This is a genomic window from Gemmatimonadota bacterium, from assembly GCA_026705765.1.
Lineage (GTDB): Bacteria > Latescibacterota > UBA2968 > UBA2968 > UBA2968 > VXRD01.
Genome location: JAPPAB010000093.1, coordinates 1 through 24,683, shown reverse-complemented (window position 1 = coordinate 24,683; position 24,683 = coordinate 1). Strand labels below are relative to the sequence as shown.

Sequence of the window (24,683 nt, the reverse complement as noted above, 5' to 3'; positions counted from 1 at the left end):
TACCCTCTCTGGACACTCCTTCCCCTGCTCGGCAAAGAAGGCAAACTCACCGAAGCACAGGCGAAATTCCTCGCGTCCTATCGCCCTTACGAAGAACTCTACGACCTGCAAGCCGATCCCCACGAAGTCGAAAACCTCGCAGAGTCAGAAGACCATCAGAACGTGCTCAACGACCTTAGCGCGCGCCTCGACAACTGGATCGAAACCTATGGCGACCAGGGTGAAATTCCCGAAGATCCAGAGGTCATCGCAGCACAGGCAGAAGACATGTACGACAAACATCGAAGCGCGCCGGACAGCCAACTATCGCCCGAAGAATACATAAAAACATGGGAACAGAAATTGCTGGGATAAGAGATTCTGCCCCACAAGAATCCGTCATCCGGCGCATGACCCGTCTATCCCTTGAGCACAATGCCGTGAACCTCTCTCAGGGAATCACAGACGAACCCGTACTCTACGACCTCGCCTGGGCGGGCATCGCCGCCATACTGGGTGGCTCAGATGAAGGCACCGAGCAATTGCACGCACTCACCCTGCGCGACCTCCTCTCGCGCAACCCGGGAAACGATAACCGTTCCTTCAAAGACCTCTGCGCTATCCTCCAACCCCAGCACGACCGCTACAACCAGTACTCCTTTCCCTACGGCCTGCCCGAACTTCGGGAAGCCATCGCAGACTACACCTGGCGATTCTACGCCTTTCGCCCCAACCCCGAAACGCAAATCACCGTCACCGCAGGTGCGACCGAAGGACTATCCTCAACACTTCGCGCCCTGTGCAATCCCGGCGATAGCGTCATCGTCTTACAACCCTTTCACGAAATGTATCCCAACCAGGCCAGCCTTTTCGGGCTACATTGCAAATATGTCACCCTGCGCGAAAAAAGCGATGGCTGGGCACTCGACAAAGACGAATGGACTACCGCGGCAAAACGCGCGCGCGCACTCATCCTCAACACGCCACACAATCCCACGGGCAAAGTCTTCTCCGAAGCAGAACTCGTCTTCATCGCAGACCTCTGCTGCAAACACGACCTATTTTTAATCACCGACGAAATCTACGAACACATCCTCTACGGTGATTGCGTCCACATCTGCCCTGCAACACTCGCCGGAATGGCCGAGCGCACCATAGTCATCAACGCCATCACCAAAACCGCCAACGCCAGCGGCTGGCGCGTCGGCTGGGTCATATCGCCCGAACAACACACCCCGCGGATTCGCGCGGTTCACGACACCCTCGTAGTCCAGGCCCCCACCCCATTGCAAAAAGGCGCCGAGCACCTGTTGCGGTTGCCCGACGCCATCTTCAAAAATATTCACAAACCATTCTCACAAAAACGGGACCTGCTCCTCAAAGCCCTCCAATCCACCGGATTCAAAATCACCCCACCCGACGGATCCTACTACCTCTTTGCCGATTACCGCTCTGTCCCCACCTTATGCGACATGAACGCCACCGATGCCGCCCTGTACATGACCCGGGAAATCGGCGTCACCCCCGTACCCGGCGACAACTTCTACGCAACGGGCAATGAAGGCGACCGGTACTTGCGATTTGCCTTCTGCCGCACCCTCGACAGCCTGAGCGAAGCTGCAGAACGGCTGAAAAATTTAAAGACGTAAGCTGACTTCATCGCCGCTCGTATTCAAATGGGAACGTCACAGGTTCACCATCGTTTGCCCACGATCTCGCCATCGCCACGTCAATCTCCCGATCCTTGCGACCGTTATAAGCCCCATATTCTGGCTCGGTATCGTTGCGAACCGCATTTGCGATACTCATCAATTCTGACGCGACGGTAATTTCGCCATCACTGAGCGGATAATTTTGCAACGGATTTTCCCACACCACCTCCGGCGTTGTATCCGCCACGAGTGCGGCGAGGGTCTCAAACCCATCGACATCGTTGGTTTTGCGGGTAACCGTGATTTTGCGTTGCTCATCGGCGGTATCGTTCAAAATGATCGCTTCATCGCGGAAGCACATCCCACGCTCGGCGTAGAACTTCGTACCGTTGAAACCGCGAAGTGGCGAACCGTAAGACAAACTGCTGAAATGGAATACCCCGACCGCGCCATCGGCAAATTCGATGACACCTTGCTGCCAATCCTCTGAGTCGCGTGTCGGCTGACCTCGCCGCCAGACGTGCTCCTGCACTGTGAAGCTCTTTCGAACACCGAACACGCGAAGGGGTTCGTTATCAAAACCGACGTAACTGCGAATCAAGCCGATCCCGTGATACCCGTGTCCGCGAAATTCGTTGTAGGCAACATTGATCTTGCCGAATACACCCGCCAGAATCATCTCGCGTTTAATCCGTTCCGATGGCACGCGATAATAGTTTTCATTGACCTCGATCTTCGTCCCGTGCTGCTTTGCGGACGCGATCATCGCATCCGCCCAGCCGAGGTCTGTGTCAATCGGCGTCTCGGTGCAGTAACTTACGCCATGTTCAGAGCACAACAGCCCCGGGATATGATTATTGCTCGGGGTAATTACGATGGAGCAGATATCTGGCTTTTCTTTTTCCAGCATCTCAGCGGTATCTGTATATGCAGCCACGTTATACTTCGCGCCCTGCGCCTTGACAGAATCTTCGCTTACATCGCAAACAGCGACCAGTTCAAGGTCGTCCTTCAACTTCGCGATGAGCGGAAGATACACCCCTGTCCCACGATTCCCCGTACCGATATGTGCAATTTTGAGCTTGTCCATTGATGTGCCTCCAATTGAAGAAAGCCGATATGGTATGCCCCTCACGCCTCACACAGCATCTTAAACAACGCATCCGCAATAATAAAATGCCCTGTCCGATTGGGATGCACAGGCTCTGGACAAAAAGTTTCTGAACCTCTATATTGCAAATGCACCTGGAAAAGATCGTGCAAACGCAACAGCTTTGTCCCGTACTTCTCGCTCATCTTCTCCACAATGCCGATATACTCCGGAATCAACGCCATAACCTCGCTCTGGAACGTCTGTCCGGATGTATCCGTCGAAATATAAAACGGCGTAATCAGCACAATAGGACATCCAATCTCCCGTTGCGTCGTATCCAGAATCGCATCGTACAATGCTTCAAATCGCGCGGGCGGAACCGCATCCTCCGCCTCTCGCAAAACGCTGTGTAAATCATTGATCCCAATCTTAACCGACAACTTATCCGGCGCGTGATCAATCACATCTTCTCGCCAGCGCTCGTGCAAATGCGTCACGCGATTACCGCCAATTCCCCTATTGATATAATTGATCTTGCGCTCGGGAAACCGCGCCGTCGCAATCTCTGTAAACGCCCGCACATACCCATTGCCCAGCGGAGCCTCAGCCGCGCGACGACCACAATCCGTAATACTATCGCCAATAAACAACATCGTCTCGCCATCTTGAATCCAAAAATCGGACATACGATTCTCCTTTATCCCATGAAAAAACTATTCATCTACATCTTCATCGCAACCTGTCTCTCAACGCGCGGAATCGCCCTTGCCGAACCCGTCATCGTATATGCTGCAGCCAGCTTGACGAGCACTCTGCAAGACCTCTCCAAAACCGCAGAAAAACAGGGCATATCGTTGCGAATGTCTTTTGCCGGTTCTTCGATCCTCGCCAAACAGATAGCCCTGGGTGCGCCTGCGGATATATATTTCTCAGCTAATGTAAAATGGATGGATTTTTTGGCAACGGAAAAATTGCTCGAACCCAATACCCGAATCAACCTCCTGGGCAACGCCCTCGTAATCATCTCCCCCAAAAATGAAAAATTCGATATCGAACCCCACGCGGACTTTGACTTCCCCAGCGCATTCCATGGACAATTAGCCCTGGGCGACCCCTCTCATGTGCCTGCGGGTATCTACGCTGTAGAAGCCCTGAAAAAATTGGGCTGGTGGACCTTGCTCAAAAACCGCATCGCCCCGACAATGGACGTGCGCGGCGCACTCACACTGGTCGCCCGCGGAGAATGTGCAGCCGGCATTGTCTATGCCACAGACGCGACAATCAGCGACGGCGTCGCAGTAATTGCCACACTCCCCGATTCCCTATTACACACACCCATTGTCTATCCCATCGCCATCGTAAAAGGACGACGCACACCAAAAGTCGAAGCCGCTATGCACTTTCTTCAATCAGACACAGCGGCTGCGGTCTTTCGGCGGTATGGATTCCGGGTGTTGGTGTCAGGATATAAATGACATCAAAAATTAAACGTGAGTGCGGTGCGAAGCCCTTCTGTAGATGTGGGTGCAATACTCAAGTTGAGGCGTTGCGACGGCACCTCGATCCATTTGTCGGATTTTATTGTAGCACCAATGATAGTGGAGAGAACCCAAATAGGTAGAGATATAAACGTCGCGGTCACGATTGTGGCAAATCTTTGCCATTCGTCCTCATCTCTCGCGTCTGCTATCGCAACTGGAGCAAGGATAGCAAGACCGAGAGCCAAACCGAATATAGAGCCTTTCCCCGTGTTTCTATTGCGAATTGTAAACGAAGTTTCGCCAACTGCACCAATCCATCCTCTCTCCGTTTTTTCCTGGCCGTTGTGGTCGCGATAGGTGACTTGCACATAGGCGGACCAACGTATTGGCATTGACCTCTGCGCCTTGCAGATATGTGGCTGCATACGCGAGCGTGGGAGCCATCGCGTTGAACAGAATTGCCGCAACCATAACAATAGAAAGAGACCTAAAAATAGGCATGTACACCCCCACCTGCATAAACGCCAGCGAGCCCCTTAGATTGAGAGCCGGTTTTTTCCCTACCAAACCCCTGACCGATTTCCACATTCAAACCCAGAGGAATCCCCCCAAGTGAAAACACAATCTCGCCGCCAAAAGCGAGCCCAGTTCCCAGCGTCGTGGTCTTGACAGTCTCCTGGCGGAGATCCTCCTCTTTTTTTTGTTGCCAGCCACCTTCGAGAGTGAAATGAAGTCGGGCAACGTTCCACCGGCTTTGATGCTCGAATATGGCATACGAAACGCCAGCGCCCAACATATGGTCGCTATACTGACCATTGAGAATAAAACGGCCAACGGTTTGAAGATATACCGGTGCCAGTCCGTTATAGCGAAAACTAATGCCACCGAATGTGGGTGTCGCGCCCTGAAGACCAATACCATAACTCTTAGTGAGATCAGTCTTTTTCGCCTGAGCTGAAAAACTGAAGGTCACAATCGAAAAGACACAGACCAGATAAGAAATTGAGCGTGTCATTGTTTTCTCCTTTTTTTAGTTAATGATGCACTATATCTACACCTGCTGAAGACTATCATTTTTCGGCGCCGCATCAGCCTGCTTGCCCCGCGATCCGATCAGTAGCAAAGTTAGACCCACCTGCATCCAGAAAAGCCTCCGAACCCGCCGAATAATGCCCACAGCCAAACCCATCTTTGGATCCAAGCCCATCAAATGAAACAGAAACACATGCCCACCTTCAAAAACGCCCATCCCGAGCGGAACAAAAAAGAACGCCGCATTAATCACGACCATCAGCGCGTGGAACAGATACACCCAGACAAACGGCATCGGTTCGCCGAGCACATGAAGAATCACATAAATCTCCAGCGTACCCAGAAACCAGCCCAATACATGTAAACCCAACAACCCCACCAAACGCCATCTATTCAACCGATAAAACTGTGCCAAATTCTCGTCAATCTCCACCGCGAGATCGCGGAACCGCTCCAAAAACCTGAGCCGCAACCACAGCATCAAATTCAAAAACCGCGCAAAGGGACTCCGACGCTGCCTGAAAACCGTCCAAACAACCCCCAGAACAGACAACGCCAGAACAGCGACAAGAGCACCTCGCACCTCAGCCGGCCACGAAAACCGCTGCAAACCCAGCACAACACCACCGATCACAAAAATCACCCCACCAATCATCTCACCCGTCTTATTGACCACCAGCGACGACACCCCGCGGGAAACGCACATCTTATCTCTCAGAACAATCGCCTTGCCGACCTCCTTGCCAACCTGCGAAGCCGGCGCCACATTGCCCACTGCCTCGCCAGCCAACTGCACCCACAGCAACTGCCTCAAACGCGGCCTTTCCGCTCCGCGATCAAAGCACGCCCGCCATATCCACGCATGATGAACAAATACCACCAGCGACAGGCCGATCACCGGCACATAGCCCCAGCCCATCATCAAAACATGCTGCCACACCTCTGGGGTACTAAGCTGATGCAAAAGCACACCCAGACTGGCAAACCCTATCAAACAGAGCAAAATATGCGTTTCCCTTTTCATGTCATTCTCCTGAAAAATGCTACCTTACACAACAACCCGTTTCGCAGCCGTAACAACTGGAATCGCCCGAATAACACAAAGCGCGACCGTCAGATACGTCGCCATCACAGCGACTATCTCAAGACCCGACAAAAATGCGGGCGTCAAACCCGGCATCTGCTGCGCCGCATTCAGGCTGAACAACAGCACAAACGCGACCACCTTAGAAGTCCCGTACGTCGCCCGACTCACGCGCGAGGCAACCAGCGCGAACCCAATCCGCGACTTCATCATCGTTGACTCGCCAAACGCCGTAAATCCCCTGGTCAGGGCACAACTGCGAATCGCATCCGTCACAAAACCCCTGCTGAGCACCACAATCGGCACCCAAAGCGGAATGACATGCAACCACGCAAATACCACCCACCACACATTCTCTGCAATCCGATCCCCCACAATATCCAGCACCCCCCCGACCTTGCTCTCGCAACCCAATCGCCGCGCGAGATATCCATCCAGCCAATCCATCACCAGCGCGACAAAAGCGAGCGGCACCGCAACCCAGGCCAGCATCGCATCTCCAGACACAGCAAAAGCCGTCGCCAGAAACAGCAGAACCACTCTGCCCGCGGTAATCAAATTGGCAACCTGACCTGGAAACGCGGTCGCAAACGTCGATGTAAGCGTTGACATCTCAGCCTCCTTCTCAAAGGTTCACATCTCAAACTTCGCGGTCACAACACATCATATGCAAATCCCGTGCCAAAACCATTTTACCCCCGAAAAAGGCCATTTTCCCTGCTATCCACCCCAAAAATCGCCCAATCAGTGCAAACTAAATATTGCACCTGCAAACTGAGTATTGCACAGCAGGCACAAAAAAATCCGGAGACACAATGTGTATCTCCGGACCTGTCAAGTTACAGGGACTGGGAAGGGGCTAACGATAAATCCCGGGATCAATCCCGTGCTCCTTCAACTTCTGTTGCAACGCCTGCCGTTTCATACCGATAGCCGGTGCTGTGCGGCTGATATTGCCCTCGTAGTATTCCAATGCAGACCGAATAAACGCAACCTCAAAAGACTGCACAACCTCCTGCTTTGCATCTTGAAAAAACACCCCATCCCGCCAGACAGACTCCGTGCTCTCCACAGACTCAACACCCCGAACCTCCTGGGGAAGCAAATCGCGACGCAACTCGGACCCATCTGAAAAAATAACCGCCCGCTCGACCGCGTGCATCAACTCCCGTATATTGCCCGGCCAGCCATACACCATCAACATCTTCATCACATCTGGCGGCACATCCGTCATCGCCTTGCCGTGCTGATCATTAAAACGCGCCAAAAAATGCTGAATGAGCAGCGGAATATCCTCGCGCCGATCCCGCAACGGCGGCAAAAAAATATCCACAACCTTCAAGCGATAAAAAAGATCCTCCCGAAACCGCCCTTCCACTATCTCCGCTGGCAAATCCTTATTCGTTGCGCTGATAATCCGAACATCCACCGTCACCGTCTCCGAACCGCCCAGTCGCTCAAACTGTTTCTCTTCCAGCACGCGCAACAACTTCGCCTGCGTCTCAATATGCATATCGCCGATCTCGTCCAAAAACAGCGTCCCACCATCTGCAAGCTCAAACTTGCCCTGACGCCGCGCAGTCGCCCCGGTAAACGCACCCCGCTCATGCCCGAACAACTCGCTCTCGATCAACTCCGTCGGCAACGCCGCCGCATTCACCGCAACAAAAGGCCGCGCCTGTCGCCCGCTCTGCTCGTGAATCGCCCGCGCGACCAACTCCTTACCCGTACCGCTCTCCCCGCTAATCAGCACCCCTGCATCGGTCGCAGCCACCTTCCCGATCAAATCATAGACCCCCTCCATCGCGCGGCTGCGACCAATCAACAAACCGAACCCCGACTGCTGCCGAATCTCGTTGCGAAGCGCCTCATTCTCCCGCCGCAACCGCACCGTCTCCAGAACATTCTCCACCAAGCAGCGCAACTCATCCACATCGTAGGGCTTGCTCAAATAATCGTACGCACCCGCCTTCATCGCCTCCACAGCAACCCGCTCCGACCCATACGCCGTAATCACAATAACCGGTCGCACATCCCCCTGATCAGCCAATCGCTTCACCAGCGTCAACCCATCCATCTTTGGCATCTGGATATCGCAAATCAAAAAATCGGGATTGCTCTGCACCACAGCCGCCAGCCCCGCCTCGCCATCCTCTGCTTCGACAATCTCACATCCCAGCGCCGCGAGTGCCCGCTTCAACCCGTACCGCGCCGCAGGGTCATCATCCACAATCAGAATTTTATACTGCATCATCCCCCCCGGGAAGTTGAACTGCAAACACCGCCCCTGTCCCATCTGCATTTGCCACCTCAATCGCCCCCCCCATGCGCTCCACATCGCGCTTCACAATCGCAAGCCCCAACCCCGTACCCGAAGCCTTGGTCGTAAAAAACGGCTCAAAAATACGAGCCTGGTCTTCCTCTGAAATCCCCGGACCCGTATCCGACACCCGCACCTCCACACCGCCTTGCAACCGCTGCGCCCGTACCGTCAACCGCCGCTCCGTACAATCGTCTTCCATAGCCTGAATACCGTTCAAAATCAAATTAAAAAACACTTCCTTCAAATCCTCTGGATCGCCCGTCACCACGAGACCATCCGCCACCTCAAAACAAATCTCCACATTCTGTCGCTCCGCCTCGTGAAACAAAATCAGCACCACATCTTCCAGCACCGCCTTCAGGTCCAGCACCTGAAATCCATCCCCCTGCTTGGGCTGAGCAAACCTGAGCAAGCGATCCACCACGCGGTTTAACCGATCAATCTCGCGCAACACCACAGACAAATCGCTCGCCTTTGTTTGATCGCCCTGCAAATCCTCCCGCAGCACAGTCGCAATCGCCTTGATCGAACTCAGGGGATTCTTTACCTCGTGCGCAATACTCGCCGAAAGCAATCCCAACGCCGAAAGCCGCTCTGCCTCATACATCTGCCGTTCCAATTGCAACCGACGCTCCACCAGACGCGTATTTTCAACCGCCAGTGCAATCTGATTGCAAAGCGTACCCAGCAACTCCCATTCCTCAGAAGAAAAAGATCCCCCGCGTTTCTTCTCCCCCAAACAGAGCAAACCAACCGGCTTCTCCTCTTGCAACACCGGAATACACAGCTCAACCCCTTGCTTTGCGAGTATTGCAGTAAGTGCCGGATGGTGCAAGTCACCCACATCCAGCGGTCGGCGATGGATCAACAACCAGCCGACCACCGCCTCAATCTGCGCCCCGTCCCCATCCCCAAAAGGTGTAACAGGCGGCTCAAACCCCGGCAAACCATTGCTTGCAATCACCTGCCCCTGGCTCACCTGCCCCTCCTCGTACTCAAACACCACCAGCGAAACAGCATGCACCTTCAACACAGTGCCAACCGCATCCACCACCGACTGCAACCGCCTCTCCAGCGCGTGCGGCACATTCAGCGTTTGACTCAGCGCACCCAGCAAATGCTGATACTCGTAGCGCGTCCTGAAAAACAGGCGATTGATGATCCCCTGCAACCTGTTCTTAATCGGCTGAAACAGAAAAATCAGCAGCGAAATCAAAATAGCCTCAACCACCTCTACCCTGAACCCACTATCCAGACGCCCCAATGCCTCTGCAACGCGCCGAATCACCAGCAAATAAACCGTCAGCACAATGCCCGTCAGCGCAGAATAAAACAACGCGGGGTTCACCACAATCTGGAAAAAACTATACCGATAAATAAAATAACCCAGAATATACGCCGGCGCGATAGGCGAAAGAAAAAGCACCAGCGCGAGCACAGGTCCCACAACATTACTTTGAAGCAACCCAATCGGATAGGCAAAAACCGTCAAAACCGCGATACCCGTCAGCGCAAATGCCATCAACCGACAAAACACCCTATGCACCTCTGTCTCCGACCGCATCGCAAAACCCCGGCAGAGATACGCCGAAAACAGAAGCATAGCAATAGCATACAGACTAAAACTCACGCGCTTGATCGGCGCCTGAGACATGCCAATCAAAAAAATGATTATCCCCGGCACAAAAGTGATAGGAATGAGATACCGCCGCAACCCACGCGCCACCTTGTGCTCATCTGCAAAAGCCAGCACGGTTCCCAGTAGCGCAGACGGCAAAAAATCCAGCCCAAAACGCGCCAGATGCGCCGCATAATTCACCGCACCGGCATCCGGCGCAGCCTGCTCGATCAAAATGCGCAACGCGTCCCCAGTGTACCAGAGCGCCCCCGCCGAAATCAGTAACAACAGCGGCAGGGGCGTGCCCTTTCGCTTTATCGCCGAAGCAAAAATGCCCCAGAGCAACCCGGCGGCAATCACCGCGCCGACCAGCCAGATCGTCTCGTATAACGACAGGTCCATCAATACCCCTTCGCCAAATCCGCTCGGCTTTGCGCTTCAGCCGCTTCGGGATCGCGTCTCAATTCCCTCGTCAACAAATCGTGCAATTGCGCGATGCGATCGGCCTGCGCGGAATCATTTGCCAGATTGTTAAACTCCCCGGCATCCTTTTCCAAATTGTACAATTCGCGTTCGGGTCCATGCGCCTCGTCAAACCGCGCGTGATACACGTACTTCCACGGGCCCTGCCGAACCATCGTCATACCCGACGCAATATTGTGTGCGTAGTATTCGCTCACCGCAATATCCCGCCAATCGCTATTCCCGTCATCCAGATAATCGAGCAGCGACTCGCCATCCCAGTCATCTGACCGTTCCGCCCCGCCGATCTCCGCTATCGTCTGCGCCAGATCCACCAGCGAACACACACCCGTCCGCCGCTGCCCACCTGCCCAGCGTTTTGGAAAAGACACAATCAGCGGCGTCCGCGAAGCGTGTTCATACATATTATTCTTCCACCATAACCCGTGATCGCCCTTGTTCTCGCCGTGATCCGTGCAGTAAATCACAATCGTATTATCCGCCACTTCGGAATCATTGAGCGCGGCGAGCAACTTGCCGATCTCATCGTCCAGCCAATTCACAAAACCCCAGTAAAGCTCCCGCCCCAACTTCGTCTGTTCGGGCGTCGCCTTTGTCACGCCAAACCCGGCTCGCAAATGCTTGTAATTGGTCGGCAATGTCTCCAGGAAACCCTCGGGAATCTCGGGCATGGGCACCTTGTCTTTATAAGGCGCGTAATACGCTTCTGGAATAGTCAACGGAAAATGCGGTGCCACATAACCTGCCAGCAAAAAGAACGGCTTATCATCCGCCGAGCGATTCCGCAAAAACGCACTGCACTCCGCCGTCACCTTTCGGTCCTTTTCCAAAACGGGCGATGTATCAGCCGTCTTAAAAGCCGCCACCCGCCCTTCCCAACCAAAACCCGATTCACTCAGATCATCAAACGCGCGCCGCCCGCCCTTGCCACTCCTGTCCCCCTGATTCGCACCGGAATAAACATCGCGAAAACCATAGCGGTGCGTACTCGCAAAATGCATCTTGCCCCCCAACCAGCATTCATAGCCTACCGCATTCAACGCGTGCGGCAGCGAAGGATAATCGTCAGAAGGCAACTGACAATCATTGGTCCATACCCCACAGCGACTCACGTATTGCACCGCCGTAAAACTCGCACGCGCAGGCGCGCAAAGCGGTGACGTCGTATAAGCCGCATCAAACACAACACCCTCTTCTGCCAGCCGATCCAGATGCGGCGTTTGCACAATAGAATCCCCATAACACCCCATCACTGCCGGGTCGTGCTCATCGGACATAATCATCAGAATATTTGGACGGTCAGACATAAAATCTCCTTACAGTTAGTGTGATATGACACATCATCTAAAGCAACTGCTCCAACGCCTGGGCGCGACTAATATCTGTACGCCAGAATTCTTCGGGCGTATCCGCACTCCATCTCGCCCAGATTAAAGCCAAAACCAGACCCCATTTGATAATACGCTCGCGCGGGATATCCAATTCTTCGGCCATAATCTCCACGCGGCGAACATCGATTTCGCCCCGGTCACATCCCTCACAGGAAGCATCGGGGTAATTCGCCAAAAAAGCACCGACCTCATAACCCGGATCGCCAAAATAACCTTTGGGATCAATGACGAGATACGGCTCGCGCTCTGAACTCAAGATATTCCAGTGGTGCAAATCCCCGTGCAAAACAACCGTTTCTGTACTGGTACTCATCAACTCATCGTAAAGCGTTTCGGCGCGCACAACCCATTTTTCGGGCAACGGCCCGGTGCCGCCATTGTATTTTTTGCGCAACTTGTCAAAGCCATCTATTTCATAAGCCGTCGGCCGAAAACTGTGAATTTTCGGAACGGGTTGCCAGAACTTTTTCATCAGCCGAGCGGCAATGCGCGTATTCTCCTCATCATCCGGGCAAACACCCAGAGGAACACCCGGACGGATGCGCTCGAGCATCAGCACGCCCAACGCCTTGTCAAAATCGAGCAACTTGACCGTACCATCACCATTGCAAAGTTGCAGCGCGTGGCACTCTTGCTGCCAGTTTTCCGCCAATTGCACGGGCGAGCCAATTTTCAGAACAACCTCTGTCCCCTTTGCATCCGTCGCTGGCGCGATATAGCTATAGGACATCTCGGCATACTCTTCTGTCATGGGATCTTCAATGCAAAGATCCCACCGCTTTGCACACGCAGCGACGATATCTGGCAGCCGTTCTATCCATTTAGCCCACTTTGGATTAGACGAGAGAGTTTCTGGAATGTACATGGAATTCCCCCTTTATGGACAACGCCTCGCGTATATCCTACCCTCTCCCATCAGCCGCATCGGCAATCCACGTCAAGTAGGACCTGTGTCCGTGAGACACGGAAAATGACATAGACAAATCCCCCAACCGTTTTTTCAGTGACCTCAAGCGGCCTTTTACAGTCATCACAAACAGCACGGTACCTTCATCTCGATTCGGCGACAAAAAATACTGCGAAAAAACATCCACCCGCGCGGCCAACCGCTGGGCAACAAGCGCGTGCCCAATCCGACTTGCCTCCGCATCAGATGGCATGGGAAGAGCCAGAATACAAGGCGCATTTCGCAACCCACCTTGAACTGAGACATTGCGATCAGTTTTCCCCAGACGCCGCGCCGCATCGAGTTTTCGCACAACCGTATGCACCACAAAAAACACCAGACCAATCATCACCCCGATAATAACATGCTTCATCAACCCGCTGAAAAACGCCCCTTGCTCGCGATCCTCCGCCTGAAAAAACGCGTGTTGAAACCGCCCGTCCGACTCTGCAGCCAACCTTCTCGCAATAACGCGCACCTGTGCATTCGCCACAGGTGACAACGGCTTCACGCGCTCAGAGCCATACAGAGAGCGAATCATCTCCCGCGCAATACGCGAAGCATTCTCTTCCTCAGCCCCTGCGGACGCGACAAAACAAAATCCAAACAGAATAACGATCCAGACTTTTAACATACTTTCACCCCTCGCGTATCACAACGAGTTCTGGCGTCTTGCCCCCGCCCAACTCCTCTGCCCGGTCCATCAAATCGCTTAATTGCGCACGCGTCGTCCTCAAAAAAACCATCGCCTCTGCAGCTTCTCGCACTCCATCCTCCCGGCGATATATTGAACGGATACTCGGCGCAACAGTTCCGCCCGTCGCCAAATTTTCTTCAACAAGCGCCGCGCCGAGTTTCTGTGCCCGCGCTTCTGTGCGCATCGCAATCAACACTCCCAGAGGATCATCTCCCGACTCGGCACGCAACCCCCTTTTAAAGGCACGAAAAATCGCCCACAAAATTAGCAGGGCAATCAGAACACCGATCCCCTTGGCAACCTGACTTGCGATATTCCGAATCGATTCATCTCTTTCCATGCGCACTTCTTCCAACCGCTGTTTTTGCTCATCGAGAAATGCCGCATCCTTTGCCAATTGCGCGGTCATGCGCTCGACCCATGCGACCTGCTCTGCCGTCAGAGAATCCCCCTCAGCTAAAACCGCCCGTGCTACATGTCGCGCAATGCTCTCGAGCCGTTCCACATTCACCTGTCCCTCAGCCGGCATACACATTGCAAAAAACAGAGCGATAAATGCGCCCACTCCAAAGATATATCGATATATCATAAAACGCCCTTCCTCTATCAAATTTTCCTTGTTTTTGTCTCGTACTTTCAACAATATAGAACACAGAAATGCTACGTGCAAGAGGCTGGGAACTGGGAGACACAAATGACACCCGAACAACTCGGTTTTAATTCACAAAAACTCGACCGCGCCCGTCAAGTACTACAACGCCATGTGCATACGCGCACCACCCCCGGTGCTGTCGGTCTCGTCCTGCGCCGTGCGGGCATCGTCACCTCCTGGGCTGTGGGCCACCACACCTATTACCCCAACGCGACACCCGTACAAATCAACACCATCTACGACCTCGCTTCCGTCACCAAAGTCATCGCCACCACAACACTCTGCATGTTATTTGTCGATAAAGATCGCCTCAACCTCGACGCACCCGTGCAATTTTATATCCCCTCCTTCACCGGAAAAAACAAAAATCGCGTCACAGTCCGGCATCTACTCGCCCATTGCAGCGGCCTGCCCGCGCATGTTCACCTGTACGAAAACCAACGCACAACATATGATATTGACATCCGCGATGCCATGCTCAACGCAGCCTGCCAACACCCCTTAACTTATGAACCCGGCGCAGACACCGTGTACAGCGACCTGGGCTTTCTCACCCTGGGTAAAATCCTCGAAACCATCGGCGGCCATCGCCTGGATCACCTCGTCAAACAGCACATACTCGAACCGCTCAAAATGAACGACACATTGTACTGCCCACCACCCCATCTCAAACACCGCATTGCGCCCACGGAAGATGGCTCCGACTTGCGCGATCACCTCGTACACGGTGAAGTCCACGATGAAAACACCGCCGCAATGGGTGGTATCGCCTCCCACGCTGGCCTTTTTTCCACAGCGCATGACCTGTCGAAATGCCTGCTCGCCTGGCTCGGCACAAGCATCTTTCCAAAACGGAGCATTCCACAATTCACCACCCGCGCCAACCTCGCGCCCAACAGCACCTGGGCACTCGGCTGGGACACCGTCTCTCCCGGTGCAAGTTCGAGCGGTCGCTACTTTAGCGAACAAGCCTTCGGCATCCTCGGATTCACCGGCACATCCGTATGGGGAGACCCCATACGGGACCTCGGCGTCATCCTCCTCACCAACCGCGTACACCCCACCCGAGAGAACAATCAAATTGCCCACCTCCGCCCCGAATTTCACGACGCTATCTCCGAAGCCTTAATCGAATAGTCCGATAAAAAAAAGGAGCACGCCCCATGACAGTACTCCTTTTTTAGTTTTAAAAATCCAACATCACCGCGTCACTCGAATCGTCCACCCGCCCTGCGGCTCGGGATTCTTAACCGTCAGCGTGATTCTTCGCAACAAATCGCCCCAAACAGTCTTCAATCGCGCATCTTCAATCGCGATATCCTCAATCGCCACATCGAACACATCCGCATCGTAGTGCAAACGCGCTGCGCCCGACCTGCGACCATCCGCCAACTCTACCTCATTCAACGCAATTGTACCATCACCCCCATCCTCAACGCCACACGCCGTCAACACATTCATCACAACATCGCCCGTCACGGCTTTTAACGCATATCGGTCTGCAATCGTCACACCCTCGCCGCGATGCAAAACAACCGTCCTCTTCCACGAATCAATCTGAGCCTCTGGCGGATAGGCTTGCGCCAGATCCAGAGTAAACGTCGCATCCGCCTCGCTCGACGCATAAGACACATCTCGAGCGGCAATATCGTAGTGATAATCAATCCCCGCCTCGGAATAAACCCGCCCGGGAATCTGCATCTGTCCATTCACCGTCGGCAACGTGTGATATTGGGATTGCATCGTCCAGATGTCATACCGCTCACTACTAAACGTCTTAGCCGTATAAGTCTCGACACCCGCATCCACAAGCACGGGTTTCCCATCCAGATAGACCACCACATGCCCGATATCATTGTGATTGTGACTCTCGGCATTGTGCCCGCCCTTTGCCCCCACAAAAAACCCATCTACCGATCCCCCCTGATCGCGTGCGACAAACACCTCAATCTCATCCAAAAACACATCGCGCGGCAACGGTAACGCCGCCTCTTCATCGAGAATCTCATTCAGAGAAAACAACGCGGGCAATGCGCGTCCCATGCTCCCAAAAGACTCCGAAATCCCCTTCTCGGCAACACCCTGTTGTCTTGCAGACCACGCCCCGAGAGCCACCATCGCGTCATCCCCAATCCGCTTGCCATAGCCATAGACAACTGCAAAAGCCGGCATCACCACAGGCGATGCATCGGCAAAATTGATAAAATACCGATCCGCAATCTGCACCCGATAGATAAACTTGCCAATATTCTGAACGAGCGGCTCATCGTACACATCAATCGCCCCACCCGTTGCACTGTAAAGCCACTCCAAACAATCGTAAAGCGATGCCCCAGCACGCCCCCAATAGCCCGGGCCCTCATCACATCCTCCATCCTTCGGATACGGATCGATAAAATGATCCACCGTCTGCATCGCCTTAAACACCGACGCAACCCGACGCGCATCATCGGTCTCCATCAACAAAGTAGAAGTCAACCAATTCGACACAATCCACGGATTCCAATTATTCACGCGCGCACCCGAATATCCCATCCAGCCAAAATCTTCGCGCTCCAACAAAGGCGTCAAAATGCGATATTGCATTTCACGCGCAATGCGCGGCACAATCAAAGGCGAAATCGCATTGAGTTGCGCGCCAAGCAAATACACTGTCCACGCCAGCAATTCCGACGTCTCTGCGGCGAACAAATCGACAATCGGCTCAGCCGTATCCGGCAGCCCACTACCCGCCTTTTGCACGCCAATATGCGCGGGCACACCCCAAAAAGACTCCTCGCAAATACACCAGATACCATTGGCAATATCATCCAAAAATCTGCCTTTGCCCTCCACGCACTCTGCCAGAACCAGATTGGACAGCGCCGTGCGCCGCCCAAAACTCAAGCTCTCGTACCGCGAGCGATTGCCATTGCGCGCATAATCCAAAAACCGCACCGCGGGCACGCCCGGCCAGTCAAAATTCAGGTGCTCTTCCCCCCGCGCAATTTGCGCCTGTCGAACGCCTTCTGGCAATGCATCCCACGCATAGCGCATCAGCGCCGTGGGAAAAGGCCGCCATTCATCCCGCGGAATCAAAATATCTTTTAACACGTCTTCCGAATACTTTTGCGAAAGCATTTATTCCTCCGTTAATTAAAACCATCCTTCCAAATCTCAACAACAGGAGCAAGAACACCATGCCACTCAAAATTGCACAAATCGGCAGCGACGGGCATCAGAACATGGTACTCGACGGCATCGCACACATCCCCGACGCACAACTCATCGCCTGTGCCAAAGGACATCCCGACGACACCCTCGCCAGAGTCAAATCGCACGCGGCATTCACCGCACACACCCGCCTGTATGACGACTATCGCCACATGCTCGACACCGAAGAAATCGATCTCGTCAGCATCTGTCGTCCGTATTCCCTCAACGCCGAAGCCTCAATAGCCGCGGCAAACCGCGGAATCGACATCGTCAGTGAAAAACCCGTTGCAACCACTTTAGACGATCTCGAAGCCCTTGAAACAGCGGTCAAAAACAGCGAAATTCGCCTCACCGCCATGTTCGGCCTGAGACTATCCCCTGCATTTCGCGCAGCACACCAGGCAGTTCAAGACGGCCTCATCGGCGAACCCATTCTGGCAACCGCGCAAAAGTCCTATCGCTTTGGCACGCGCCCAGACTTTTTCAAACAGCGAGAAACTTACGGCGGCACAATTCCCTGGGTCGCAATCCACGCCGTTGATTACACGCGCTGGACAACCGGACGTGAATACACACAAGTCGCCGCGCTTCACGGCAACCTCGCCCATCCCGACTATCCCGGCTGCGAAGACCACGGCGGCATGCTCTTTCGCCTGAGCAATGGCGGCACGGCAATGATCAACCTCGATTATTTACGCCCCTCAACAGCACCCACCCACGGCGACGACCGCCTCCGAATCGCCGGATCAGAAGGCGTCATCGAAGTCATAGACGACCGCACACATCTGATACGCTCGGACGAAGAACCCCGCGACCTGCCCCTGCAACCCGAAGAAAACTTCCTCGTCAACCTCCACGGTGAACGCACGGGCAAAGCACCTCACATCATCGGCCCCGACGAAGCCATAAAAATCACGCGCCTGTGCCTGCGTGCACGCGAAGCCGCGGACACAGGTCATGTGATCGCGCTGTGAGGAGGCCCCGGATGTTTCACTTTTTTAACACCAGCGGATAATTCGTCAGATTCTGCACCCCATCTTCGGTCACCAAAAATGTATTCTCCAACCGGATACCCCCGTTCAAAGCCTCGCTATACGCACCTGGCTCACAAGAAAAGACCGTCCCCACCTCAAAAATACCCTCTCGGTCGCGGTTCAAATCGGGCGGTTCGTGTGCGCGAATCCCCACGCCGTGCCCCGCGTGGTGAATCAGCCCAATATCGGACAGATGGGGATGCTCGCGGATCCTCTCATCAATCACGTGCCACAGTGCGGTTCCCCGTCCACCGGGCCTTACCAGATTGGGGACATCCTCTAAAATAGCCTTCAAAAGATCGTACACCGACGCCTGCAAATCTGTGGGATCGCCCACCGCAAAAGTGCGGCACAGATCGGACCAGTACCCGTGATATTCTGTCTGCGCGTCGATAACATACAACTCTCCATCCTCAATAATCCGATCTCTGGCAAGCCCGCCCAATTGCCCGCACTGGTAATCGCCCCCGTGGTGCAGCACCTCACCCGCTGCATTCAGCGCGACCTGCTGCCCCGCCGCGAGCACATCCAGCTCGTTTACACCCGGCGCAATCACCTCTTGCACGCGGTCATAAGCCCGCAGATTAATATCAATCGCCTTTTGCAACATCGCAACTTCATCGGCATCCTTCCTCATCTGCTGTGCAATCAGCAAATCGTCTATCCCCACCCATTCGCCACCCAGAGCATCTGCTATTGTATCGGAGAGCAACTTGGGCGTGGCTTCCTGCTGCCAGCCCAAACGAGAAATACCCCGGCAATCGCGGAGCTTTTGCGCCACAGCCGCATTCAGCAAGCGCATCGGATCGGGATTCATAGTGTAAAGCACATGCGAATCGTACACCACGCGCTCATCCACAGCCGCATCCCCTTCGTCAGTCGTTGACGCCAGCCACGATCCCCCCTCGGTCTCCAAATACAGAAGCGCGGGAAAAGAAAACGATGGATATGCCGACAGAAGCACACCGGTCAAATAGTAGATATCCCGATAATCTGTAATAATAACCGCGTCAATCCCCTCCTCGGAGAGACGCGCTCGAAATCGCTGCTGCCTGCCGCGGCAACCTTCCAGAGTGAGCATAACACACATCCTTTCCGTGAAATCCTGTTGGTAAATCCCTCTTTTTTTTGCATAATACAGGGCGCATTTTCAAAACCAACCCAATTTAACAACAGGAGTGCATCATGCCAGAAAAAAAAGTCCGCGTATGTGTCGTCGGTATGGGCATTGGAAAACCCAATGGCCGCGCCCTTGCGAAAAATGATCGCGGCGAAGTCGTCGCACTCTGCGACCTGATCCCCGAAAGAATGGAAGAATTTGCCCGCGAACTGCCCGGCGAACAAAAATTCTACACCGACTACAAAAAAATGTGTAAAGATCCCGACATTGACGCGGTATTTGTAGGCACCCCAAACCAGTGGCATGTGCCCGTCGCACTCGAAGCCGTCAAAAACGACAAACACGTCATGGTGACCAAACCGCTATCGGACTCTGAGCAGGCAGCACAAAAACTCGTCGAAGCCGCCGAAGCATCTGGCGTCGTCAACATGATGTCGCTCTCCACCCGATTCTCCGACCAGTGCCAATATCTGGGCAATCTCGCGCGCGAAGGCTATTTTGGCGACCTGTACTATGCCCGTGCCCGCAGCGTGCGCCGAAGCGGCATCCCCGCGTGGAACCTCGGATTCATTCAAAAAGGCGGCGGCGCATTCCGCGACATGGGCGTCCACGTCCTCGACGCCGTGTGGTACTTGCTCGGCATGCCCAAACCCGCCACCGTCACAGGCGTGTGCGGCGCAAAATTTGGACCGCGCGGACGCGGCTACTGGGGCTTTAGACAAGTCCCGCGCAGCACCTACGAACAATATGCCGCTGACGACTATGCCGGCGGATTCATCCGCTTTGAAAACGGCGCGGGTCTCCAGGTCGAAAGCTTCTGGGCATCTCACCAGCCCAACGAACTCCAGATCGAACTCTTTGGCGACGAAGCAGGCGCGCAATTCCGCCCCCTCAAACTCTTCAAAACACAGGACGGCGTCCCACACGACATCGCCGTCGATATTCCGCTTGCAACCCAGGCCTGGGACCGCATTGCGGGCCACTTTATCGACTGCATTCTCGATGGCAAAACCTGCGAAGCCCCTCTGCGCCACGGATATCAAGTGCAGCAAATGATGGAAGCCTTGCTCGAAAGTGGCGAAACCGGACGGGAAATCCGCATTGATTAGGAGATTCCCATGACTGGCTTACACATCACCGTCGGACAAAAAAACGCCGACATCATCGGCAATGACAACCGCGCGTTGCAAGCCGCAGTCGATTACATCGCCGCACTCGGCGGAGGCACGGTTGAAATTCTATCCGGCACGTACATCATGCGCGACGCACTCCATCTGCGCAGCGACATCACGGTCAAAGGACAGGGCGAAAATACCACATTGTGGAAGGCAGACGGCGTTGAGACCCCACTTCTCCTCGACGGAGATTTTGGTGAAGAACAGATCACCCTTGAAAATCCCCATGGATTCAAAGTGGGCTATGGCGTCAGCATCACAGACGATCATGGCGGTGGATTTCACACCGCCGTCGGCACCATTCTCTGGCAAAAGGACAACACCTTTGGCGTCAATGTACCCATGGGAGGCGACTACCTCGTCTCTCGCAATGCGCGCGCTGCAACCACCTTCCCGGTCATCAGCGGCTACCACATCGAAAATGCCCGGGTCGAAAACCTGACCGTAGATGGCAACCGCGAAAACAACCCGCACCTCAACGGTTGCCGCGGCGCTGGCATATTCCTCTACCGCGGACACCATACGACCCTCCAAAACTGCGCGATCAAAAATTATCACGGCGATGGCATCAGCTTCCAGCAGAGCCAGCACGTCACAGTTGAAAACTGCACCTGCACGGACAATACCCACCTGGGTCTGCACCCGGGCAGTGGCAGTCAGCATCCCATCATCCGCAACTGCCGCTCGGAAAACAACGGCCGCATTGGCCTCTTCCTCTGCTGGCGCGTCAAACACGGCATCTTTGAAAACAACGACCTCATCGGCAACGGCGACACGGGCATCTCCATTGGTCACAAAGACACCGACAACGTGTTTTCCAACAACCGATCATTGCGCAACGGCTGTGAAGGCATACTCTTCCGCAACGAATCCGAACCCATGGGCGGGCATCGCAACACCTTTGAGAACAATCAGATCCTCGACAACGGCGACAAAAACAAAGGCTATGGCATACGCATCCTGGGCGAAACCCACGACCTCATCTTCACAAATAACCGCATTGGCAACGACGAAACGGCAACACAGCGCATAGGTGTTCACATCGGCGAAAAAGCCGACCGCATACACCTCAACAACAACGACCTGTCGAGCAATCTCGACGCCGAAATCGAAGACACGCGACAAGTCGTTTCTGCGTAAATAAAAAGGAAATATCAAAGAAAAAAGTTGTCCGCTTTCTGTCAACATCCCTCACGCGGTATTTCACTGTGCCAGTCGCGGTGAAAAATTGCCTTTTCACCTTCATGGACCACAACTTTATTCGTCAAATAAAACAGTCTCTCATCACAGCGCATGGTACTCTGCGTCTCTACCCGAACACGCCACGCGCCTCTAACAAGCTCAATTTTTCGCTCACACTTCGCGGTCGCTGAAAGTGGATCTGCTATTTTTATTTCCCACAGATCCTTCGCCCACTCATCTAACTCAAGACCATCCTCAAACCGCAAACGCCCACCATCGGCCAAAACTTCACAAATCAGTTTTTCATCAATCCAATGTCCAATGGGAAATCGACCTGACTTGCGGAGCACGCTGTGTTTCAGTTCACAGGCACCTTCGGGATCATCATAAGGTGCTTTCAGAGCTTGACCAGACCATATAGGCAAACGCAAACATCCACCATTCAGTCGCAAAGTCACCGGCTCGGGTGACGGCCATGCCTGGGGCCAATACGCGGGCGATAAAGATACGCGCAGAGCATGCCCTTTAGATATGCGACAACCAATAGCATCGAGCCTCACCGCGACATCACATATCTCACCGGGTTTGAGATATCTGACCACCTCGTGCATTTCGCCATGCGCCAGATTGAGCAATCCCCAGCTCAAAAGTGCTGATGTGCCATCTGGGAAAACCTCACACAATCTCACGGAAATTAGTGCGCGTTCCCTATTCGCCGACAAGCGCATAGACACTTCGGGAAAACCCAGAATATCGAGCGACTCCTCTAAAGGTTGCGATGTGAAAGTCACAGACCGCCCATCTTCTGCACGCTGATCTGGGGGATAATCACCCGGGACACCCATGGGACACCAGTTCCCAGAATCCTGTCCGTGTGCCAGCGTTCCAGAAATAACCATATCGCCCACCTGCCGGGATTTTTCGCCGAGTGATCCGTCCATGCCCAACGGATATTCGCGCACTTCACCACGGGGCCAGATAGGCTCCTCTACCCAGAACCCCGGCCAGGTCTTGTGATTGACGGCTGGCCTTTTACTCTCCTGCATCCACACGCGCAAAGCAGGCTCTTCCATAATGCCGGTATCTATTCCCTTCAACCAGTAATCCCACCACCGCAAACACTCCTGCAAAAACCCAATCGCAGGACCGGGAGTCCCCCGTTCGGGAAATTGATGTGCCCAGGGACCAATCAGCCCTTTTTTGGGACAGGACAACCCTTCGAGCAATCGGGGAATCGCGTTGGTATAGCCATCTGCCCAACCACCAACAACATAAACCGCGCATGTGATCGCAGAAAAGTTTTCACACACCGATCCCTGTTTCCAGTAGGCATCACGCATCTGATGCGCCATCCATATATCGACAAATGGCGCGAGATGATTCAGCCTTTCAAACCACATCTCACGCCATTTATCACCTGCATTTTTGGGATCGGGTGGCAAAGCACAATTGACCAGCATCGTCGATGCCCAGTACAACATCTTAGACGCCAGCACACATCCCCCCTTGTAATGCACATCGTCTGCGTAGCGATCATCGGTCGAACACAAACTGATTACAGCTTTGAGCTCAGGAGGCTGGTGAGCGGCGACCTGCAACCCATTGAACCCACCCCACGATTTGCCGTACAGGCCCACCTTGCCCGTTGACCAGGGTTGCGCTGCAATCCAGGATAGAACCTCGAGCGCATCTTCTTGTTCCCGCGGCAAATATTCATCTAAAAGCACGCCCTCAGAATCGCCACTTCCCCGAATATCCACGCGGATAGAGGCATACCCATGACCGGCAAAATAGGGATGATGCACCGAATCCCGCACAGCAGTACCATCGCTTTTGCGGTACGGCAAATATTCCAGAATACCTGGCACGGGATTTTGTTCTGCATCTTCTGGCAACCAGATGCGCGCGGCCAATCGCGTGCCATCTGACAGTGGAATCCAGGCATGCTCAATCTCCCGAACAGGTCGGGGGAATTCAGTAATCACGCGCATAAATTGTATATCACCCTCTACAAATCGACAGCCCGGGGTTTTGGCTGTCCTTTGCGCCCGTGCAAATACGCGTCGTTTTCCGAGGGCCATCGCATGCCGTATTGCTTGCTGCGCTGGCGTTTGTATCCGGCATTGTAATAATTGCTCGTCGCCATCCAACTGAGCAAATCTGCGAACATCTCGCCTTTCACATCGGCGTATTCAGACCTATCCCAAACATTCCACAACTCTCCGGGATCGCGATCTAAATCATACAACTCGCCTTCTGCTTGCCCGATATAATACACCATCTTATGGGTCTGTGACCGCATCATAATCTGATAATTATCCTCGCAAAAAACGTATTTTCGAGGCACGGGCGTCTCCCCATTCAAATACGGCATCAAAGAGCGGCCCTCCAAATAGGTCGGAATAGCTACCCCCGCAGCCTCTAAAATCGTCGGACCCAGATCCATAAGCGAAACCAGATCGCGCGTTTCGCACGGACGATCAACAGATTGCGGCGTGCGAATCATCAGCGGAATATGCACAATCGGATCGTACATCAACCACTTA

At 54.0% G+C, this 24,683-nt stretch carries 23 protein-coding genes; 7 read left to right on the top strand and 16 right to left on the bottom strand.

Annotated features, from left to right (window positions below):
• On the top strand, positions 1–354 hold a 354-nt coding region (locus OXH16_12425; GenBank protein ID MCY3682199.1), incomplete at its 5' end, for a DUF4976 domain-containing protein.
• Positions 330–1,628: an aminotransferase class I/II-fold pyridoxal phosphate-dependent enzyme gene (locus tag OXH16_12420; GenBank protein ID MCY3682198.1), complete on the top strand. Its 1,299-nt coding sequence runs from the start codon at positions 330–332 to the stop codon at positions 1,626–1,628. The genes OXH16_12425 and OXH16_12420, both read left to right, overlap by 25 nt.
• A 7-nt stretch (positions 1,629–1,635) precedes the next feature.
• Here OXH16_12420 and OXH16_12415 read toward each other — a convergent pair whose 3' ends face one another.
• Both OXH16_12415 and OXH16_12410 read right to left on the bottom strand, forming a co-directional pair.
• Complete coding sequence (locus OXH16_12415) at positions 1,636–2,721, bottom strand: Gfo/Idh/MocA family oxidoreductase (protein MCY3682197.1); 1,086 nt, start codon at positions 2,719–2,721, stop codon at positions 1,636–1,638.
• Between the two features lie 41 nt (positions 2,722–2,762).
• The gene (locus OXH16_12410; protein MCY3682196.1) at positions 2,763–3,410 is read right to left on the bottom strand and encodes an SGNH/GDSL hydrolase family protein; all 648 of its coding nucleotides are present in this window, start codon (positions 3,408–3,410) and stop codon (positions 2,763–2,765) included.
• 18 nt (positions 3,411–3,428) lie between these two features.
• Here OXH16_12410 and modA point away from each other — a divergent pair, with 18 nt between their 5' ends.
• Positions 3,429–4,199, top strand: coding sequence for a molybdate ABC transporter substrate-binding protein (modA, locus tag OXH16_12405; protein ID MCY3682195.1), 771 nt, complete (start codon positions 3,429–3,431; stop codon positions 4,197–4,199).
• Between the two features lie 2 nt (positions 4,200–4,201).
• Here the strand turns inward: modA and OXH16_12400 are convergent, their stop codons facing one another.
• The 10 genes from OXH16_12400 to cutA form a co-directional block, all read right to left on the bottom strand.
• Positions 4,202–4,597, bottom strand: a complete 396-nt coding sequence (locus tag OXH16_12400) for a hypothetical protein (protein ID MCY3682194.1) — start codon at positions 4,595–4,597, stop codon at positions 4,202–4,204.
• 95 nt (positions 4,598–4,692) lie between these two features.
• Positions 4,693–5,220: a hypothetical protein gene (locus tag OXH16_12395; protein MCY3682193.1), complete on the bottom strand. Its 528-nt coding sequence runs from the start codon at positions 5,218–5,220 to the stop codon at positions 4,693–4,695.
• Positions 5,221–5,256: 36 nt separating this feature from the next.
• Positions 5,257–6,261 (bottom strand): flippase-like domain-containing protein, encoded by a 1,005-nt coding sequence (locus OXH16_12390; GenBank protein ID MCY3682192.1) that lies wholly within the window; start codon positions 6,259–6,261, stop codon positions 5,257–5,259.
• A gap of 24 nt (positions 6,262–6,285) precedes the next feature.
• The gene (locus tag OXH16_12385; protein ID MCY3682191.1) at positions 6,286–6,933 is read right to left on the bottom strand and encodes a CDP-alcohol phosphatidyltransferase family protein; all 648 of its coding nucleotides are present in this window, start codon (positions 6,931–6,933) and stop codon (positions 6,286–6,288) included.
• Positions 6,934–7,180: 247 nt separating this feature from the next.
• Positions 7,181–8,623 (bottom strand): sigma-54 dependent transcriptional regulator, encoded by a 1,443-nt coding sequence (locus tag OXH16_12380; GenBank protein MCY3682190.1) that lies wholly within the window; start codon positions 8,621–8,623, stop codon positions 7,181–7,183.
• A complete protein-coding gene (locus OXH16_12375) occupies positions 8,562–10,664 on the bottom strand; it encodes an ATP-binding protein (protein MCY3682189.1) in 2,103 nt (700 codons plus the stop codon). Before OXH16_12375 ends, OXH16_12380 begins: the two co-directional genes overlap by 62 nt.
• Entirely contained in the window at positions 10,664–12,052 is a 1,389-nt protein-coding gene (locus OXH16_12370) for a sulfatase-like hydrolase/transferase (protein ID MCY3682188.1), read from the bottom strand. Before OXH16_12370 ends, OXH16_12375 begins: the two co-directional genes overlap by 1 nt.
• 37 nt (positions 12,053–12,089) lie before the next feature.
• Positions 12,090–13,001, bottom strand: a complete 912-nt coding sequence (locus OXH16_12365; protein MCY3682187.1) for a phosphotransferase — start codon at positions 12,999–13,001, stop codon at positions 12,090–12,092.
• Positions 13,002–13,038: 37 nt separating this feature from the next.
• On the bottom strand, positions 13,039–13,716 hold the full coding sequence (locus tag OXH16_12360; protein ID MCY3682186.1) for a hypothetical protein: 678 nt from the start codon (positions 13,714–13,716) through the stop codon (positions 13,039–13,041).
• A 4-nt stretch (positions 13,717–13,720) separates the two neighbouring features.
• A complete protein-coding gene (cutA, locus tag OXH16_12355; GenBank protein MCY3682185.1) occupies positions 13,721–14,368 on the bottom strand; it encodes a divalent cation tolerance protein CutA in 648 nt (215 codons plus the stop codon).
• Between the two features lie 105 nt (positions 14,369–14,473).
• On the opposite strand from cutA, the gene OXH16_12350 reads away from it, so the two are divergent.
• Positions 14,474–15,568 (top strand): serine hydrolase, encoded by a 1,095-nt coding sequence (locus tag OXH16_12350; GenBank protein ID MCY3682184.1) that lies wholly within the window; start codon positions 14,474–14,476, stop codon positions 15,566–15,568.
• Positions 15,569–15,631: 63 nt separating this feature from the next.
• On the opposite strand, the gene OXH16_12345 is transcribed toward OXH16_12350, so the two are convergent.
• Positions 15,632–17,551, bottom strand: a complete 1,920-nt coding sequence (locus OXH16_12345; protein MCY3682183.1) for a heparinase II/III family protein — start codon at positions 17,549–17,551, stop codon at positions 15,632–15,634.
• 59 nt (positions 17,552–17,610) lie between these two features.
• On the opposite strand from OXH16_12345, the gene OXH16_12340 reads away from it, so the two are divergent.
• Positions 17,611–18,600: a Gfo/Idh/MocA family oxidoreductase gene (locus OXH16_12340; GenBank protein MCY3682182.1), complete on the top strand. Its 990-nt coding sequence runs from the start codon at positions 17,611–17,613 to the stop codon at positions 18,598–18,600.
• Between the two features lie 16 nt (positions 18,601–18,616).
• Here OXH16_12340 and OXH16_12335 read toward each other — a convergent pair whose 3' ends face one another.
• Entirely contained in the window at positions 18,617–19,741 is a 1,125-nt protein-coding gene (locus OXH16_12335; protein ID MCY3682181.1) for a Xaa-Pro peptidase family protein, read from the bottom strand.
• 104 nt (positions 19,742–19,845) lie between these two features.
• Between OXH16_12335 and OXH16_12330 the strand changes: the two genes are divergently transcribed.
• Both OXH16_12330 and OXH16_12325 read left to right on the top strand, forming a co-directional pair.
• The gene (locus OXH16_12330; GenBank protein ID MCY3682180.1) at positions 19,846–20,889 is read left to right on the top strand and encodes a Gfo/Idh/MocA family oxidoreductase; all 1,044 of its coding nucleotides are present in this window, start codon (positions 19,846–19,848) and stop codon (positions 20,887–20,889) included.
• Between the two features lie 9 nt (positions 20,890–20,898).
• On the top strand, positions 20,899–22,095 hold the full coding sequence (locus tag OXH16_12325; GenBank protein ID MCY3682179.1) for a right-handed parallel beta-helix repeat-containing protein: 1,197 nt from the start codon (positions 20,899–20,901) through the stop codon (positions 22,093–22,095).
• A 41-nt stretch (positions 22,096–22,136) separates the two neighbouring features.
• On the opposite strand, the gene OXH16_12320 is transcribed toward OXH16_12325, so the two are convergent.
• Complete coding sequence (locus OXH16_12320) at positions 22,137–24,128, bottom strand: CocE/NonD family hydrolase (GenBank protein ID MCY3682178.1); 1,992 nt, start codon at positions 24,126–24,128, stop codon at positions 22,137–22,139.
• 17 nt (positions 24,129–24,145) lie between these two features.
• Positions 24,146–24,683: DUF4976 domain-containing protein (locus tag OXH16_12315; GenBank protein ID MCY3682177.1), on the bottom strand; the 538-nt coding region annotated here is incomplete at its 5' end.